This window comes from Ruegeria sp. (genome assembly GCF_965221235.1).
In the GTDB taxonomy this organism is placed as follows: Bacteria; Pseudomonadota; Alphaproteobacteria; order Rhodobacterales; family Rhodobacteraceae; genus Ruegeria.
Genome location: NZ_CBDCRS010000003.1, coordinates 427,729 through 443,148, shown reverse-complemented (window position 1 = coordinate 443,148; position 15,420 = coordinate 427,729). Strand labels below are relative to the sequence as shown.

Sequence of the window (15,420 nt, the reverse complement as noted above, 5' to 3'; positions counted from 1 at the left end):
GTTAGCTGTCGATCAGTTCGGGATCGTACCGATCGAAAAATTCTGCGTTTTCACGTATGATTTGAGGCAGGTCGCGGATCAGACGCTGAAGATGTTTGCGCATGGCGGCTGATGCCTGCGCTGCATCCTGATTTTCGATCTGATCCACAACCCGCGTATGTTCTTCGACCAGTTTTTCGGCCGGGAACTGCCCCAGACTCAGGAACCGCACCCGGTCCATCTGACTGTTGAGGCTTTCGATAAACTTCCACGCCACATCTTTGCCTGCGGCCTCGGCGAGGGTGCGATGGAATTTCAGGTCTTCATTGATGAAGTCCAGAGGCGATGTTTTTGCGACCTTAGTCTGACTTTTCAACTGACCCCGAAGCTCGCGGATCAGAGCCGTGTCGCCATCAGTGGCCAGCAGTGCCACAATATCCGCCTCGACCGCTTCGCGCACGAAGCGTGATTGCAGGACGACCTCAAAGTCGATCTTTGTCACCAGCGTCGCGCGCTGTGGCCGGATGTTCACCAGCCCTTCTTCCGCAAGCTTGATAAAGGTCTCGCGCACAGGCTGCCGGCTAACCTCGTAGTGCCGCGCCAGTTCGGGTTCTGACAGTTTGGAGCCGGGGGGCAGGTCGTTCTTGATGATCCGCTCGCGCAATATCCGATGGATTTGCGGCGTTATCGCTGCATTCCGATCAAAAGCATCATCAATGACGATATGGTGTCCCATACTTGTCCTCCCACAAGTTTTCTCTTACATTCTTCCATACAAGTCAACAAGATTATTGACAGGCGGCCCGCGATGGCCGAGATATTGACCCACAAAACCGGGAGTGAGACGCGATGCAAGAGACTTGGAGATGGTTTGGCCCAAAGGATCAGGTCTCAATCCCAGATGTGGTACAAGCAGGTGCCCGTGGCATCGTAACCGCCCTGCATCATCAACCGCCGGGCGCGGTCTGGCCTTTGCGGGAAATTCGTGAGCGTCAGGAGGAAATCCGCACCGGATCACGCTCTCTGCCAACTCCGATCGAGTGGAGCGTAGTCGAAAGCCTGCCCGTGTCCGAGGACATCAAGCGGCAGACCGGAGACTGGCGCGCGCATATCGAGAATTACAAGATCAGCCTGAAGAACCTGTTTGAGGCCGGGATCGAGGTTATCTGCTACAATTTCATGCCCTTGCTCGATTGGACCAGAACCGATCTGAGCCATGAGATTGAAACCGGCGCCACTTGTATGCGGTTCGATCTGATCGACTTCATCATGTTCGATGTGTTCATTCTGGAACGCAAAGGTGCGGCGGAGGAGCACGACGCGGCTTTGGTTTCCGAGGCGCAGCTGAGGTTCCAATCGGCCAGCGATAGTTTCAAGGCGCGGTTGGTCAACAACATCATCTGCGGCCTGCCCGGAGCAGCAGATCATTTCAGCCTTGAGGATATCAAGGAACACCTGAAGATCTACGAGCCCTATGACCACCAGAGCCTGTCCCAGAATCATGCGGACTTCATGGAGATGGTCGCACCGTTTGCTCAGGAATTGGGCCTGCGCCTATGCTGCCATCCCGACGATCCGCCGGTCCCGCTGCTGGGCTTGCCCCGGATTATGTCGACCGAGGCCGATTATCAGCGCCTGATCGACGCCGTGGACCTGCCCGCGAATGGCATCACCCTGTGCTCCGGGTCCTTGGGCGCGCGGTCCGATAATGACCTTCCCGGTATGATGGACCGTCTGGGCGATAGGGTGCATTTCCTGCATCTCAGAAACGTGCGCCGCGAACATGAGGATATTTTTGGCTCTTTCCACGAAGCTGAACATCTGGGCGGAGACACCGATATGGCGGCATTGGTCGCTGCTGTACTGCGGGAAGAAAAACGGCGGCGTGAGGCCGGGCGGGCCGATCATTCGATCCCGTTCCGTCCCGATCACGGACAGGATATTCTCGATGACCTGACCCGCAAAGCGCAACCGGGTTACCCTGCAATTGGCCGTCTGAAAGGTCTGGCTGAACTGCGCGGTCTGATCAGCGGAATTCAACATGTCACAGAAAATGCCTGAGACTCTCTGCTCAGAAACGCTGAAGTCGCTCAACGCTGGCGTGGACCGACCGGGATATGATGCCTCCGCCCACGGGATCGGTATCGTTCACTTGGGTCTAGGCGCATTCCACCGCGCACATCAGGCGGTCTACACCGACGACGCGCTGGCGCAGAATGGCGGCGATTGGCGTATCATGGGCGTCAGTATGCGTTCGGCAGGTACGGCCAATGCGCTGACGGCTCAGGATGGCCTGTATACCTTGCTGCAACGCGGGGCATCGGGGACTTCAGCACGGATCATTGCCAGCGTCGCGCAGGCCCTGTCGCTGAAACAGGACCGTGACCGGATCGTGCAACAACTCTGTGCGCCAGCGACCAAAATCATCAGTCTGACTGTGACCGAGAAAGCCTATTGCTTTGATCCACAAACCGGCGCGCTGGATTTCGAAAACGCTGATGTTGTGCAGGATCTCAAGACCCCGGACCAGGCCGGAACCGTTCCGGGATTGCTTGCTCAGATCCTCAAGCATCGGCGGGACAACAGCATTGGTGGTCTGGCGATCATGAGTTGTGACAACCTGCCCAATAACGGGCAGGTGGTGCGCCAAGTCGTTATGGATTTCGCCAAATCGGTGGATGCCGGTCTTGCAAACTGGATTGATGAGAATGTGACCTTCCCATCGACCATGGTCGACCGGATCACCCCACAAACCACGCCCGACAACGTCGCCGAGGCGCAAACGTTGACCGGACTAACCGATGCCGCCCCGGTCCAGTGCGAAGAATTCAACCAATGGGTGATTGAAGATAATTTCCCCCATGGTCGACCTGCTTGGGAAAACGCGGGCGCGATTTTTGTGCACGACGTTACGCCCTACGAGAAGATGAAGCTGCGGATGCTGAACGGTTCGCATTCTTTGCTGGCGTATGCCGGGCATGTATCCGGCTTGCCGACCATTGGCGATTGCATGAAACCCGAAGCATTGCGCGCGGTTCTTTGCCAACATCTGACGCAGGTCAGCGCCGGACTCACGCCGCTTTCTGGTGTGGATTATGCGACCTATGCCGATCAGTTGATCGCGCGTTTTGACAACCCCAGCATTGCACATGCGACGTATCAGATTGCTATGGATGGCAGTCAGAAAATGGCACAACGCATCTTCGAGCCCGCCGAAGAAGCGCTTGATCACGGGTTGCCAGTGGAAACCTTTGCCTTCGCTACCGCTGTTTGGCTGCGATACCTGCTGGGCCGAACCGAGGCGGGTGAGGACTATGCGTTGAGGGATCCCAAGGACGGCGCGATCTCGGACGCACTGGCAGGCGCAGATGGTGCGCCTGAGATCCTCGCAGCCTTGAACGGTGTGAATGGTCTGCTGCCGGGCTCACTGTTCCAGCGCCCGGATTGGAATGTGCTGGTCACAGAATGTCTTTCTGACATTTTGGAGAACGGGGTCGCGAACACAGCTTCGGCTCTGGTGTCATCGGCGCGCTGAACGCCCGAACAATGCTGACCCAAGTAAGTGCCTCTGGTTAGACCCAAAGCGCTTACTGGGGTTGGCATTCGAAAACCGACGCCGGGACGAATTGCCGACGAAGCTGCTACGCCCTGCGCTTTTTGAAGGCGGCTGTTCCCATGGCAGTCAGATTCTGAAAAACCGTGTGCCACGCTGACAATCCCGGCTTTGGTTCCCGGCCCTTGGCCATGCGCCTGATCTGAGTTTCATAGTAGGTGATCGCAAGCATGAACATGCGGTCAATCCCTCGCAGGCCTGTACTGGGTCGACCAACGTTGCAGACATAGTCCGGATCGACCGCTGCATGTTTTGGCAATTCCGGATCCAGCGTCAAAGCACGCGCAACGCCAACAAAATCTGTGGCCCCGGTGGCCAAAGCGGTCTCCATCGCCCGAACTGAGCGGAAGCCTCCGGTCACAGCAATCGCGACGTCAGTCAGCGTGCGCGCCTTGGCCGCAAACTCCAAAAAGTAAGCTTCGCGTTCGCCGGTTGATCGCCGTGCTCCGGTCATTGCGGGGCTTTCGTAATTGCCGCCCGATATCTCAATCAGGTCAATTCCTTCTGAAGACAGAGCCTTGATGAGTTCAAAGGCATCTTCTCCTTCAAAACCGCCCTTTTGGAAGTCGGCGCTGTTCATCTTGATCGAAACGGGAAAGTCCGATCCGACTTCATTCCTGATGGCTCGGTACACTTCCATAGCAAACCTGCGCCGGTTTTCGGGTGATCCGCCCCATTTATCGTTGCGGCGATTATGGTGCGGCGACAGAAACTGACTCACAAGATATCCATGGGCACCGTGTATCTGGACACCATCGAACCCCGCCTGTTTGGCCAGTCGCGCGGTCGTGGCAAAGCGGCCAATCAGGTCTGTGATCTCATCTGCGCGCAGTTCACGCGGTGTCGCGAAGGTTTTCTCAAGTTCCGCGCGCAGTGGGATTGCACTCGGGGCAACGGGATGCTGCGACAGAAACTTGGGGCTTTGCTTGCCGGGGTGGTTGATCTGCATCCAGAACTGCGTATCAGGGTTTGCGTCGTGGACCGCTTTGGTCCACGTCATAAAGCGATCAAGATGTTGCTCATCTTCTAAGACGACATTCCCCGGCTCACCCAATGCGGTTCGGTCAATCATGACGTTCCCGCTGACCAAGATACCCGTTCCCCCCTTGGCCCAACGTTTGTAGACCCGCAGATGGCCGTCGGTTGGAAGGTGTTCCCCTTGGACCGCAAGGACTTCACTCATCGCCGATTTCAGAAATCTGTTTGGTGAAGTCACTTTGTTGGCCAGACGTATCGGGCTGAACAGAATTGGTGCGTGATCAGGAGCGTCCGCTGTCACATCGAATTTCTCGGGCTTGGTCATCATCACATCATTGCAAGTTAGGGTCGTTACATGGTCTCTGCAGGACCCGGTTACAAACCCTAACTTCATAACGCCGGTAGGGCAGGGATGCCCACATTCCTTTGGGTCAAGCGCGGCAACAGGCTCATCATCGCATTACCGGCACGGCCGTTTTCAGGGTCTTCTGTCTTCCTACCGCAGTCACCTGAAACAAATCCGCCGGGTCGCGCAGAGTTCAACCTGTGCGCGACCCAGCCCCGGCTTTCCAAAAACAGGCGTCGCCGGATGTACCCATGTTTCAGTTTCTCATGGTCGTTTCACCCCGCGAAAGGTATTCAGTAGAAGGGAGGAGAAACGTGGAGCGCAAGCTGGCCGCAATACTCGTGGCCGATATGGTCGGCTATACCGCCCGAATGGAGCGGGACGAATTCGGCACGCTTGAAACTCTGTCTACGATCATGGCGGAGCTTTTCATCCCGCTTGTCGAACGAAATCAGGGCACGGTCATAAAACTGCTTGGCGATGGCCTTTTGGCCAGTTTCGAAAGCGCCGCAGATGCTGTTGCCTGCGCCTATGAATGGCAAAAACTGCCGCCGGACGGGGCTGATCCGATCCGCTTTCGCATCGGCATCAATCTTGGCGATATTATTCTGCGCGACGGGGACGTCTTTGGCTCAGGTGTAAATCTGGCGTCTCGGCTGGAGCAACTTGCAGCGCCAGGCGGCGTGCTTGTGTCCGATGCAGTGTATCGCATTGTCGGTAATCGACTGCCAATCGCTTGGGAAGACGCGGGAACACTAACCTTTAAGAACATCGCCGAACCTGTTCGCGCCTGGCGGTTTGGCGGATCGAAAGCGGAAAATACCCGGCGAGCCCAATCAGAGGCAAATCTAAAACCCACTATCGCCGTATTGCCTTTTCACAACCTGAGCGATGATCCAGAGCAGGTCTTTTTCACTGATGGCATAGCGGAAGACATAATCACTGGCCTGTCTCGGTTTCGTACGCTGCAACTGGTCTCGAGAAACGCCTCATTTCGCTTCAGAGGGCAAGAGGTGGATCCGGCTGAAATCGCGACGGCTTTGGGTGCAGATTATCTTGTTGAAGGCAGCGTACGGAAAGCGGGAAGCCGGGTCAGGATCTCGGTACAGCTATCCGATGCAGGTTCGGGATCACAATTGTGGTCGGATCGGTACGACCGGGAATTGGAGGATGTCCTAGAGGTTCAGGATGACGTGGCACGTAGCATCGTGGCAGTCCTTCCTGGGCGCGTTCAGCATGATGTAGCGGATCGTTCGGCCCGAAAGCCAGAGGATGAAATGAAGGCTTACGAGCTGATGCTAAAGGGCAAAGCCCTTCGCGACGGCCTGAATGCGCGTGACACGGCAAAAGCGCGGGCGTTGTTGGAACGGGCGGTCGCGCTCGATCCGTCACTTGCACGATCGTTCATGTACCTCTCAGATACATATGTAATTGATCTTTGGCTTGGGCTGGCAGATTCCGAAGCGGCCGGCCATGTATTGCACATTGCCCGAAAAGGCGCGGCCTTGGACAATCAGGATGTCTACATTCAGGACCAACTCGGTTTCGCATATCTATGCGCAGGTCATTGGCAAGAAGCCGAGGCTCAGTTCGCCAAAACCTTGTCTCTGATCCAAAACGAAGCAGAGTCCATGGCCTGGTGCGGATATGCATTTCTTCTGCTGGGACGGCGTGAGAAAGCGCACTGTATCGTCTCCGAGGCCATGCGATTGGACCCACTGCATCCTCCGGCCATCGACTGGATCATGGGGCAGATAGAATTTTTCCGCGAAGACTTTGAAGCGGCACTGGGCTTGCTGATGGGAGAGGCCCGGCTCAATTCCCTTGCAACGGCTTTCGTGGCGGCGTCTTACGCGCAGCTTGGCCGTCAGACCGAAGCCGAGGCAGCATTGATTGATTTCAAAACTGAACGGCGCGACGAGCTCATGAGCCGAGGTATTCAACTGGGTGAAGAAACCGTTTCCAGCCTCGCTCGTGGCTACCGGACTATGTGGCGGCGGCCAGAGGATTTCGAGCGTCTCGCCGCGGGCCTGCGCGCAGCGGGACTGCCCGACTAGCCATTAAAGCTGAGCTGTCCAAGGTTGAATGCCCAAGAAAAACCTCAACCCGGGCACCTGTGATAGACTGAAGACATCAGCGGCAAAATGGGGGAGAAAAAGATGTCTGATGTTGAATCTGTAAAGGCACTCGACGCGTCCATCATTGAAGGGATCAATGCAAAAGACGCAAGTATGGCAACAGCAGCTTATGCCCAAGATGGCGCCGTCATGCCGCCGGGCGCCCCGACAATGTCCGGTCGTACAGCCATCCAAGAGTATTGGCAGGCGGCAATTGACGGGGGTCTTGAGAATGTCGTGGCCAACCCGACCGCGGCACATGTCAGCGGAGATTTTGCAGTGACGATGGGTACTCTGACTGGCTCAATGGGTGGGCAAGACCTTTCCGGGAAGTACATTCTATTCTTTCACAAAGGCGATGACGGCTGGAAGGTTCAGCGCGACATATGGAATTTCGACGCCTAAAGTGAACAACGCAACCTAGCGGTCCGAACGCCCTAATCGTTTTTGCAAATCGCCTCTGCGCGCAGAGGCGACTATGTCAGGACATCTAAGGGTAAGTGTGTTGCACAGGTTTTAGCAGGCGGTCAGGAGCGTCTCACACGAGGCAAAATCATGCCGACCATCGTTGTCGAACATGCCGCTACATCGTCGGTCAAAACAAGCCTTTCACGGCCAACGAGGGTCAGCCTCTCAATCAAGGGGCGTCGTCGCAATACTCTGCTCTCATACGTTTGCTTTGCATAGCTTTTGTACCCTGTCTATTGTCGCTCAAAACAAAAAGCCCCGGATTGCAGGGCGCTTCGAACTCGGGCGATATCTCAGCATGAAGAAGACAAGCGTGGAGTCTGACATCCAGTCCTGGAATGTTCCGGGCTTTGGTGTGCATCACATTGCTAAGCTTCTGCAAAACCGTGGCTTGGATGTTGTTGCGCTGCTCAGATCGGCCAACCTACCGATAGATATTCACGAAACCCCGCCGAATTTTGTGGACGTCCGGAATGAGCTGCGCCTTCTGGAACTTGCTCATGAACAAACCAATGATCCCTTGTTTGCAATCTCGGCGGGAAAAACATTCAACCCCAGACGGACAACCCTTCTCAGCTATGTCGTGTTGAACTCTCCAACCGTTGGGGAGGCCATTGAAAAGGCGGTAAACTATGCTCGTTTGGCGCGGGGCTTTGCCAAACTGTCATTCTACAATGAAGAACGTGGCATGTTCCTGGAGATAGACTCCATCGCCCAGCTTATGCGTGCTGACGGTGCGCATAACGAGTTTCGAATTTCCGCTCTTTTAACCAGCCTTCAAATCGCAGCCGAGACGCGGTTGCCAGTCCTTGAGATACGCTTTCCGCATGAAATGACCGAGGAAAAGCGGGCGCGGATCTCAGGCGCTTTGTCAGTCAACGTGAGACAGAGCCAAAGAGTTCCGGGTATCCTGTTTGATATGTCAGTGTTGGATATTCCGATCAAAGATACCGACCCTGGATTGCTGTCGCATCTTGAAGCCCATGTGCAAAGCCTGATGAAGGATTTGGCACCGGTGATTGGTGAAACAAGCTCTTTAGTGCAGAGCGAAATCACATCACGCCTGTCATTTAGTGCTCCGACGCAAGATGAAATAGCGAAGACACTCGGGATGAGTATCAGTACCCTTGGACGCAAACTTGCCAAGGAAGGCACAACCTACAAACAGCTCCTAAAGGACACTCGAAAAAGGCTGGCAGAGCAGTATCTTGACGATCCCAAGCTGAGCCTATCCGAGATTGCGTTTGCGCTGGGTTATTCCGATCAGGCTGCGTTTACGAACGCCTACAAGACTTGGACTGGCCGGTCTCCGGGTAGTGTTCGAGCTTGCTAGGGGGGGAGGGCTCCTAACCCCGGTGAAAGATGAACTTGGCAACTCATGAACCACAGTCCCAGTGCCCGGCAATTTCAAAAAGTTGTCACAACTTGTTTATGGATGCCTGTCGACTGACCCGCCGCCTCAAGCATCCACCGAAAAAGCTGCGGCGCGTTTATGACAATGCATCCGTGCACGCATCTGTACAATTTTCGTCAACCTCCTTTTCTGAGGTCAAGCCGGAGCCTCGACCAGATCTTTTGGAGGATTGGTGGCTTTTGGACTTTGTGTCGGTATAGCCGCGGGCTTGCGAAATTGATGAGTGAACATCATGCGCGTTCGCGCGATGTCCATGACCACGCGACGGGCCGGCCATGGATATTCCAGCACCTGCAATAATTGCAAACACTGTTGCAGAAGTAATCAGGACCTTTTTCATCTGATAGCTCCTTTCAGTTAAGACCAGGCATCTGTGCATGAGTCACAATCGTCCGAACTCCACTGTTCCTGATTCAAATGAAAGCCAGAGCCAGACGTTTGGAGGTTTGTTGGGCTTGGCCGCCCAGAGGATGCGCTGTGGACATTCCGGCACTTGCAACAAGCGCGAACACAGTGGCGGAAGCGATCAGGACCTTTTTCATCTTAAATCTCCTTTCAGTGAAGCGTGTTTGAAACGCTGGGTGTGCAATAAACTTGGCAAGTTTCGGCCCTGATTTATTGCGCTGACACGTCAGGATTTTGAGAAAAGGCATCATGTTGACGACCGTGTTGCACAGCAATGCGCCTACAAGCCCGCGTGCGTTCCTGAACGTCTGAATATCTTCACCTGTCAGTGCGCTCGGCTCGCTGGTGATTGGGTAAGGTCCATTAGATGAAAACCGAGCACCAACGGCACGGGTTCAATGCGCCGGACAAGGGCGACAAGTGTTTACACGAAGTCCCGATTTTCTTTGCGCCTACGCAACAAAGTCATGAGCCAAGAATTTTCCCAAACAAAAACTCACTATGATATAGAGAAATATGAATATTAATTTGTCGTGATGTAGTTCATCGAAATCGCCGAGCAAAAGCTGAATTGGGAGGTCACAATGTTTCGTATGTTGTTATGCTTTTGGGCAGTAGGGGTGATGCCAACCCATGTCTTCGCCGACGCTGTCCCAAGTAAAGAGGCTGCCGAAGGCTTGTTTTCAGAGCAACCTTACTCTCCCTATGCCGACCGGTCCTTTCCTGAACGACCATTATGGGGGGACACTCACCTTCATACCGGGCTGTCATTGGACGCCGGCGCCTTTGGGAACACCTTGCTGCCGGATGAGGCCTGGCGTTTTGCAAAGGGTGAGCAGGTTATTTCTTCGACGGGCCAACCTGTCAGACTGGCGCGGCCTTTGGATTGGATGGTCCTTACGGACCACACCGACCTGATGGGATTTGCCCCTGATCTGCAAGCGGGTAAGCCGGGTGTTATTGGCGATCCAAAAGGTTTGGAATGGTACGAGGGTTACAAAGCGGGCGGCGAAGAGGCGGGTAAGACCGCGTTCGACATTATTACCAACTTTTCGCAAATGACGCTGCCGGAAATCCTTCTGGAGTCTTACAGTCCGGGCGCCGACGCATTTGCCTTTACGTGGGAGCATATTGTGCTTGCGGCAGAGCGGAACAACGACCCGGGTAATTTTACCGCTTTTATCGGGTTTGAGTGGACCTCAGTACCGAAAGGTTTCAACCTTCACCGGAACGTAATGCTGCGCGACGGACCCATCCGGGCGCTTCAAATGGTGCCTCCGGTCACGCAGCCTCCGTTCGGAGATACCGATCCAAAGACGCTTTATTCCTGGCTTGAAACGTATCAGGAAAAAACCGGCGGGCGCGCGATTGCATTTGCTCACAACGGTAACCTGTCAAATGGATGGATGTTCCCAACCGAAGACACGTATCACGGCGGAAAGGTTGATGAGGAATACGTCGCAGCTCGTGCGAAATGGGAGCCCCACTATGAGGTGACTCAGATCAAGGGGGACGGCGAAACACATCCCTTCCTGAGCCCAGATGATGAATTTGCGGATTACGAAAACTGGGACGTCGGCAATCTCGACATTACGGAACTCAAAACCGAAGATATGTTGGCCGGCGAATACGCCCGTGAGGCCCTGAAGCGTGGTTTGATGTTGGAAGAAAAATTCGGCGTGAACCCCTATAAGTTCGGCATGGGCGGCGCGACGGACAGCCATACGTCTCTGGCGACAGCCGAAGAGGACAACTTTTTTGGGAAATCCGTTAGTGTTGAACCTTCGGCTACAAGGGTCCAGCATCCGTTCATCGCAAATGAACTTGGCGAAATCCCCGGCGACCTTCTGGTTGCGTCTGGGTACACAGCTGTTTGGGCGACCGAGAATACACGTTCTGCAATTTTCGATGCGTTCAAGCGGCGCGAAACCTATGCGACCACCGGGCCGCGGATTGGCCTGCGGTTCTTTGGCGGATGGGATTTCAACGATGCCGATGTTGAAACTCGGTTCCTTGCAAATGTGGGCTACACAAAGGGTGTTCCAATGGGTTCAGACTTGCGTCCTCGCGAGGGAGACGGTGCACCGTCGTTCCTGATCGCTGCGCTGCGCGATCCGGTTGGTGCAAATTTGGACCGCGTGCAGGTGATTAAGGGGTGGCTCGATGCCGAAGGGGCGTTGAAGGAAAAGGTCTACGATGTGGCGTGGTCAGATGACCGTGTTGCTGACCAGAGCGGCAAAGTTCCTGCGGTTGGAGACACTGTTGATCTGGAAACCGCAAGTTGGACCAACACAATCGGAACCGCCGAATTGGTGACCGTTTGGACCGATCCCGATTTCGATCCGAATGCTCGGGCGTTTTACTATGTACGCGCCCTCGAAATCCCCACCCCGCGTTGGGTGTTGTACGACAAAGTGAGATTTGGCGCCGAGCTGCCGGAAAACGCGGTGCTCACGCATCAGGAACGAGCGTATTCCTCACCGATTTGGTACACGCCAGCAGAATGATCTTTCCGCCGTATGGATTTGGAGCGCGGCCCATGGCCGCCTTCATTAAGAATGGGTTAACGTTGTTTAACACAGGGGGTTGAAGCCTTGTACGGTGCCCAAGCACGAACCACTTAATTTGCTAACTCATTTGGCAAATTCAGAGGCAATCAAAATGAAGAAGATAGTGCTGACCAGCATCTTTGGTGGTTCGTTGCTTTTGGCTGCATGCGGGGCACCAACGACACCGACCCAGGCACAGGTGCAACATGATGCACGGTGTGCGGCGGGTGTTCTGGGCGGAGCTGCCCTTGGCGGCGTAGTCGGAAACCGGTTTGGTGGGGGAACAGGCAAGACCCTCTCTACAGCGGCCGGCGCTGGCCTTGGAATGTATGCAGGTCAATCAGTCTGTAACTGACGACTTTCGACCAGCGGCATCGTCCGCAAACCGAAAGCTTTCCAAATGTCCAAGTACACAACTGCTTCCGATGTTTTATGTGACAAGCTTCGACGTAGAAATGGTCGTTGTTGTCGACCGGCAGTTCTGAGCCGGGCAGATAATCAATGCAAGCCCGCCACCGGCTAAACTCGGTGGCGGGTGCTTTTCGCGTCTGCGTTCGGTCAGAGCTTGATCCGGAATGCTGCGAAGCCGTCCGCGCCTTCTCCGGCGTCCTCGATTGAGACACCTGTGACATCGTTCATATAGTCGCGGGCCTTGGGGCCTGTTTCGAACAATACCGTTGTGTCCTCAAGCGGAGCGAACGACCAGTTGGCGTCTGCCTTGGGGTCAATTGTGCCCTGTTCGACGATATAACGGACGATGACGTCGCGATTGGTGTCTGGTGCTTCGAATACGACCGTATCTCCCAACGCACCGGGGAAAGATCCGCCGCCCGAGGCACGATAGTTGTTGGTCGCGATGATGAACTCCATGTCATCGGTGACCGGCTCGCCGTTGAAAGACAGGTTCACGATCCGTGCCGCATCGGGGTTGATCTCTTCTCCCTTCGGTCCAAAGCGCGACGGCTGCGACAGGTCGATCTGATAGGTCACGCCGTCCATCACATCGAAGTTGTAGGACGGGAATTCCGGGTTCAGAAGAACTGCGTCTGTCGAGCCCGCTTCGACCTGATTGAACATGCCGGCGGACCGTTCCAGCCAGCCCCGCACCTGCGCCCCGTTCACGCGCACCGCGCGCACCGTGTTCGGGTAGAGATACAGGTCGGCAACGTTTTTGATGGCGACATCGCCCACGGGCACATCGGTGTAGTAATCCGGGCCACCGCGACCACCGGCCTTGAATGGAGCCGCCGCAGACAGAATGGGCAGACCTTCGTGCTCGGTGCCTTTCATCATCTCTTCGACATACCATTTCTGGGCGATTGAGACGATCTGCACCGATGGGTCATCCGCGACCAGTGCGAAGTAGCTGTGCAACGGGGCCGAGGTTTTGCCGACGGCACGGCGCACATAGGCCAACGTTTCATCATGGTCTTTGGCAACCGAGTCGAGAACGCTCTGATCATCGCCGACCAGTGCAGTGATCGAGCGGTCTTCGTTGCGCTTGGAAATCGGGCGCGCCTCGGAGGTGGTGGTCACCACGCGCCATTCATTGCCGTCGCGTTCCAATAGCAGATCGAGCAGGCCAAGATGCGACCCCCAGAACCCGCCCATGACCGCCGGTTTGCCCATCAAGGTGCCTTTTTCAATATCGATACCGGGGCGGTCGGCAAAGGTGGATGATGGGAAGACCAGATGGTTGTGTCCGGTGACAAGTGCATCGATACCGTCGACACCGGCCAGAACGACCGATGCGTTTTCCATGCCGTCCGCGTGATTGGCATCGCCAATTCCGGAATGCGACAGGGCGATGATCAGGTCACAACCCTGTTCCTTCATCTCTGGCACGTAAGCTTGCGCGGTCTCGACGATGTCACGGGCTTCGACGTTGCCCTCAAGATGCTTCCGATCCCAGTTCATGACCTGCGGCGGTGTAAAGCCGATCACACCGATCTTGATCGGATGCTTTGCGCCGTCGCCCATTTCAATCTCGCGGTCGAGAATTGCGTAGGGCTGCACCAGAGTCTTGTCGTCGCGCGGGTTTGCACCTTTTTCTTTCGCCACGTTGGCCAGAACAACCGGGAATTCAGCCCCGGCCAAGGCCTTGTCCAGGAACTCCAGACCGTAGTTGAATTCGTGATTGCCCAGCGTGGCGGCATCGTAGCCAACCGTGTTGAAGGCAGTGATAATCGGATGGCTGTCGCCTTCTTTCATTCCACGCTCATAGGCGATGTAGTCTCCCATCGGATTGCCTTGCAGAAAGTCGCCATTGTCGACCAACAGCGAGTTTGTCGCCTCGGACCGGATTTCATTGATGATCGAGGCCGTGCGCGACAGGCCAACCGTGTCGCGGGGTTTGTCGGCATAATAGTCGTACGGGAAGACATGCACGTGGATGTCCGTCGTTTCCATGATCCGCAGATGCGCCTGATTATTGGCCGCAGAGGCCGAGAACGGGTGCAACGTGATCATCGCGGCGCTAGCGGTTGTCGTGGCAAGAAACTGACGACGGGACACATTAAGACGGCTTGAAAAGGACATAGGACACCTTTCGAGTGTGTAGGACGACGCGCCTTATGATGGGCTTTCACAACAATCGTATGACACAGGTTACCAGCACATTTGACGCGCTAATCATTGAAAGAGGTATCAGTACCATACTAAAAGTTCTTGGGTTTGCCAGGGTGCGGTGCGTGTGAATTCGGGCTTTCGACCGTCCGATCAACCAGAAGCAACCTCTCTCTCTTGTCCGCTCAGCAGCGCTTCGCGCCCGACTCTTCGTTCAAACGATGATAGCGCGCTGAGTTTTAGCCATTCCGGGAATGCCTTCTTAAGATCACGCGGACCTTCAAGACGAATGTGGCCAGACATAATCTCTTGGTTCAGGTCGCGAAACCCGCGCCACGCTTCGATGAACCGCCGAATGTCGGCATGCACGACAAGGTCTGAGTCGTAGCCCGGGTATTTCAAGCACATGTCGGCTTGGCCTTGCTCCACAACAAGCCAAAAGCGGAAGATGCCCTTGTCATAACCGGTGAATGCAAACTCCATCACGGTTCGGTTTTTCGGCATCGCGACGATGTTCAATCGCGTATGCATGCTCCAGGCCAAAAAGGCCGGATCAAGGTCCTCATGTTCCATATCGCGCGACCATTTCTGCCCCCAGACCGCAAGGCTCATGATGATCGGGTCCAGATCGCGCCCAGCCTCGGTCAACGCATAGGAATGGCCGCGTTCGTTCGGCAGCTTTTGCCGCGTGATCAACCCGGCGTGCTCCAATTGCTTGAGCCGCTGGCTCAGCAACGTGGCGGAAATCTTGGGGACGCCGCGATGGATCTCGTTAAAGCGCGAACACCCGTCGATGACGCGGCTGATCACCAAAAGAGTCCAACGCTCGCACAGCAACTCGGCGGCCAGCGCAAAGGGGCAATATTGCCCGTATCCCTTGTAAGGCATCGGTCCATCCAATCTGTATGTGCGTCGCATCCCCTCATGGTTCGGCGGCACATGCGTTGGTTCAACTACAGAATCTGTAGCACTCCAGATTTCTTAGT

Annotated in this window: 13 protein-coding genes; 7 read left to right on the top strand and 6 right to left on the bottom strand. The window is 55.4% G+C overall.

Going from position 1 to position 15,420, the window contains the following annotated elements:
• Window position 1 precedes the first annotated feature (1 nt).
• Complete coding sequence (locus ACOQOY_RS02450) at window positions 2–715, bottom strand: GntR family transcriptional regulator (protein WP_420583898.1); 714 nt, start codon at window positions 713–715, stop codon at window positions 2–4.
• A gap of 113 nt (window positions 716–828) precedes the next feature.
• Here ACOQOY_RS02450 and uxuA point away from each other — a divergent pair, with 113 nt between their 5' ends.
• Together uxuA and ACOQOY_RS02440 are read left to right on the top strand one after the other, a co-directional pair.
• Window positions 829–2,040, top strand: a complete 1,212-nt coding sequence (gene uxuA / locus ACOQOY_RS02445; RefSeq protein ID WP_420583897.1) for a mannonate dehydratase — start codon at window positions 829–831, stop codon at window positions 2,038–2,040.
• On the top strand, window positions 2,021–3,514 hold the full coding sequence (locus ACOQOY_RS02440) for a mannitol dehydrogenase family protein (protein WP_420583896.1): 1,494 nt from the start codon (window positions 2,021–2,023) through the stop codon (window positions 3,512–3,514). Before uxuA ends, ACOQOY_RS02440 begins: the two co-directional genes overlap by 20 nt.
• Window positions 3,515–3,620: 106 nt before the next feature.
• On the opposite strand, the gene ACOQOY_RS02435 is transcribed toward ACOQOY_RS02440, so the two are convergent.
• Window positions 3,621–4,895, bottom strand: a complete 1,275-nt coding sequence (locus ACOQOY_RS02435) for an NADH:flavin oxidoreductase/NADH oxidase family protein (RefSeq protein WP_420583895.1) — start codon at window positions 4,893–4,895, stop codon at window positions 3,621–3,623.
• Between the two features lie 335 nt (window positions 4,896–5,230).
• Between ACOQOY_RS02435 and ACOQOY_RS02430 the strand changes: the two genes are divergently transcribed.
• The 3 genes from ACOQOY_RS02430 (at window position 5,231) to ACOQOY_RS02420 (ending at window position 8,834) form a co-directional block, all read left to right on the top strand.
• A complete protein-coding gene (locus ACOQOY_RS02430) occupies window positions 5,231–6,973 on the top strand; it encodes an adenylate/guanylate cyclase domain-containing protein (RefSeq protein WP_420583894.1) in 1,743 nt (580 codons plus the stop codon).
• A gap of 102 nt (window positions 6,974–7,075) precedes the next feature.
• Window positions 7,076–7,438 (top strand): YybH family protein, encoded by a 363-nt coding sequence (locus tag ACOQOY_RS02425; protein ID WP_420583893.1) that lies wholly within the window; start codon window positions 7,076–7,078, stop codon window positions 7,436–7,438.
• A 361-nt stretch (window positions 7,439–7,799) separates the two neighbouring features.
• Window positions 7,800–8,834, top strand: a complete 1,035-nt coding sequence (locus tag ACOQOY_RS02420; RefSeq protein ID WP_420583892.1) for a helix-turn-helix domain-containing protein — start codon at window positions 7,800–7,802, stop codon at window positions 8,832–8,834.
• 157 nt (window positions 8,835–8,991) lie between these two features.
• Here ACOQOY_RS02420 and ACOQOY_RS02415 read toward each other — a convergent pair whose 3' ends face one another.
• Window positions 8,992–9,255 carry a hypothetical protein gene (locus tag ACOQOY_RS02415; RefSeq protein ID WP_420583891.1) on the bottom strand — a complete coding sequence of 88 codons (264 nt, stop codon included), beginning with the start codon at window positions 9,253–9,255 and terminating at the stop codon, window positions 8,992–8,994.
• 73 nt (window positions 9,256–9,328) lie between these two features.
• The gene (locus ACOQOY_RS02410; RefSeq protein WP_420583890.1) at window positions 9,329–9,457 is read right to left on the bottom strand and encodes a hypothetical protein; all 129 of its coding nucleotides are present in this window, start codon (window positions 9,455–9,457) and stop codon (window positions 9,329–9,331) included.
• A gap of 447 nt (window positions 9,458–9,904) precedes the next feature.
• On the opposite strand from ACOQOY_RS02410, the gene ACOQOY_RS02405 reads away from it, so the two are divergent.
• Window positions 9,905–11,827, top strand: coding sequence for a DUF3604 domain-containing protein (locus ACOQOY_RS02405; protein WP_420583889.1), 1,923 nt, complete (start codon window positions 9,905–9,907; stop codon window positions 11,825–11,827).
• Window positions 11,828–11,981: 154 nt separating this feature from the next.
• Entirely contained in the window at window positions 11,982–12,224 is a 243-nt protein-coding gene (locus tag ACOQOY_RS02400) for a glycine zipper 2TM domain-containing protein (RefSeq protein WP_420583888.1), read from the top strand.
• A 203-nt stretch (window positions 12,225–12,427) separates the two neighbouring features.
• Here the strand turns inward: ACOQOY_RS02400 and ACOQOY_RS02395 are convergent, their stop codons facing one another.
• Entirely contained in the window at window positions 12,428–14,407 is a 1,980-nt protein-coding gene (locus tag ACOQOY_RS02395; RefSeq protein WP_420583887.1) for a bifunctional 2',3'-cyclic-nucleotide 2'-phosphodiesterase/3'-nucleotidase, read from the bottom strand.
• 180 nt (window positions 14,408–14,587) lie between these two features.
• Window positions 14,588–15,322 (bottom strand): winged helix-turn-helix transcriptional regulator, encoded by a 735-nt coding sequence (locus tag ACOQOY_RS02390; RefSeq protein WP_420583886.1) that lies wholly within the window; start codon window positions 15,320–15,322, stop codon window positions 14,588–14,590.
• Between the last annotated feature and the right edge of the window lie 98 nt (window positions 15,323–15,420).

What these genes read in the sequence shown, in the direction of transcription:
- ACOQOY_RS02450 (WP_420583898.1), bottom strand. Translation starts at nt 715, where the DNA reads ATGGGACACCATATCGTCATTGATGATGCTTTTGATCGGAATGCAGCG.
- uxuA (WP_420583897.1), top strand. Translation starts at nt 829, where the DNA reads ATGCAAGAGACTTGGAGATGGTTTGGCCCAAAGGATCAGGTCTCAATC.
- ACOQOY_RS02440 (WP_420583896.1), top strand. Translation starts at nt 2,021, where the DNA reads ATGTCACAGAAAATGCCTGAGACTCTCTGCTCAGAAACGCTGAAGTCG.
- ACOQOY_RS02435 (WP_420583895.1), bottom strand. Translation starts at nt 4,895, where the DNA reads ATGACCAAGCCCGAGAAATTCGATGTGACAGCGGACGCTCCTGATCAC.
- ACOQOY_RS02425 (WP_420583893.1), top strand. Translation starts at nt 7,076, where the DNA reads ATGTCTGATGTTGAATCTGTAAAGGCACTCGACGCGTCCATCATTGAA.
- ACOQOY_RS02420 (WP_420583892.1), top strand. Translation starts at nt 7,800, where the DNA reads ATGAAGAAGACAAGCGTGGAGTCTGACATCCAGTCCTGGAATGTTCCG.
- ACOQOY_RS02415 (WP_420583891.1), bottom strand. Translation starts at nt 9,255, where the DNA reads ATGAAAAAGGTCCTGATTACTTCTGCAACAGTGTTTGCAATTATTGCA.
- ACOQOY_RS02410 (WP_420583890.1), bottom strand. Translation starts at nt 9,457, where the DNA reads ATGAAAAAGGTCCTGATCGCTTCCGCCACTGTGTTCGCGCTTGTTGCA.
- ACOQOY_RS02405 (WP_420583889.1), top strand. Translation starts at nt 9,905, where the DNA reads ATGTTTCGTATGTTGTTATGCTTTTGGGCAGTAGGGGTGATGCCAACC.
- ACOQOY_RS02400 (WP_420583888.1), top strand. Translation starts at nt 11,982, where the DNA reads ATGAAGAAGATAGTGCTGACCAGCATCTTTGGTGGTTCGTTGCTTTTG.
- ACOQOY_RS02395 (WP_420583887.1), bottom strand. Translation starts at nt 14,407, where the DNA reads ATGTCCTTTTCAAGCCGTCTTAATGTGTCCCGTCGTCAGTTTCTTGCC.
- ACOQOY_RS02390 (WP_420583886.1), bottom strand. Translation starts at nt 15,322, where the DNA reads ATGCCTTACAAGGGATACGGGCAATATTGCCCCTTTGCGCTGGCCGCC.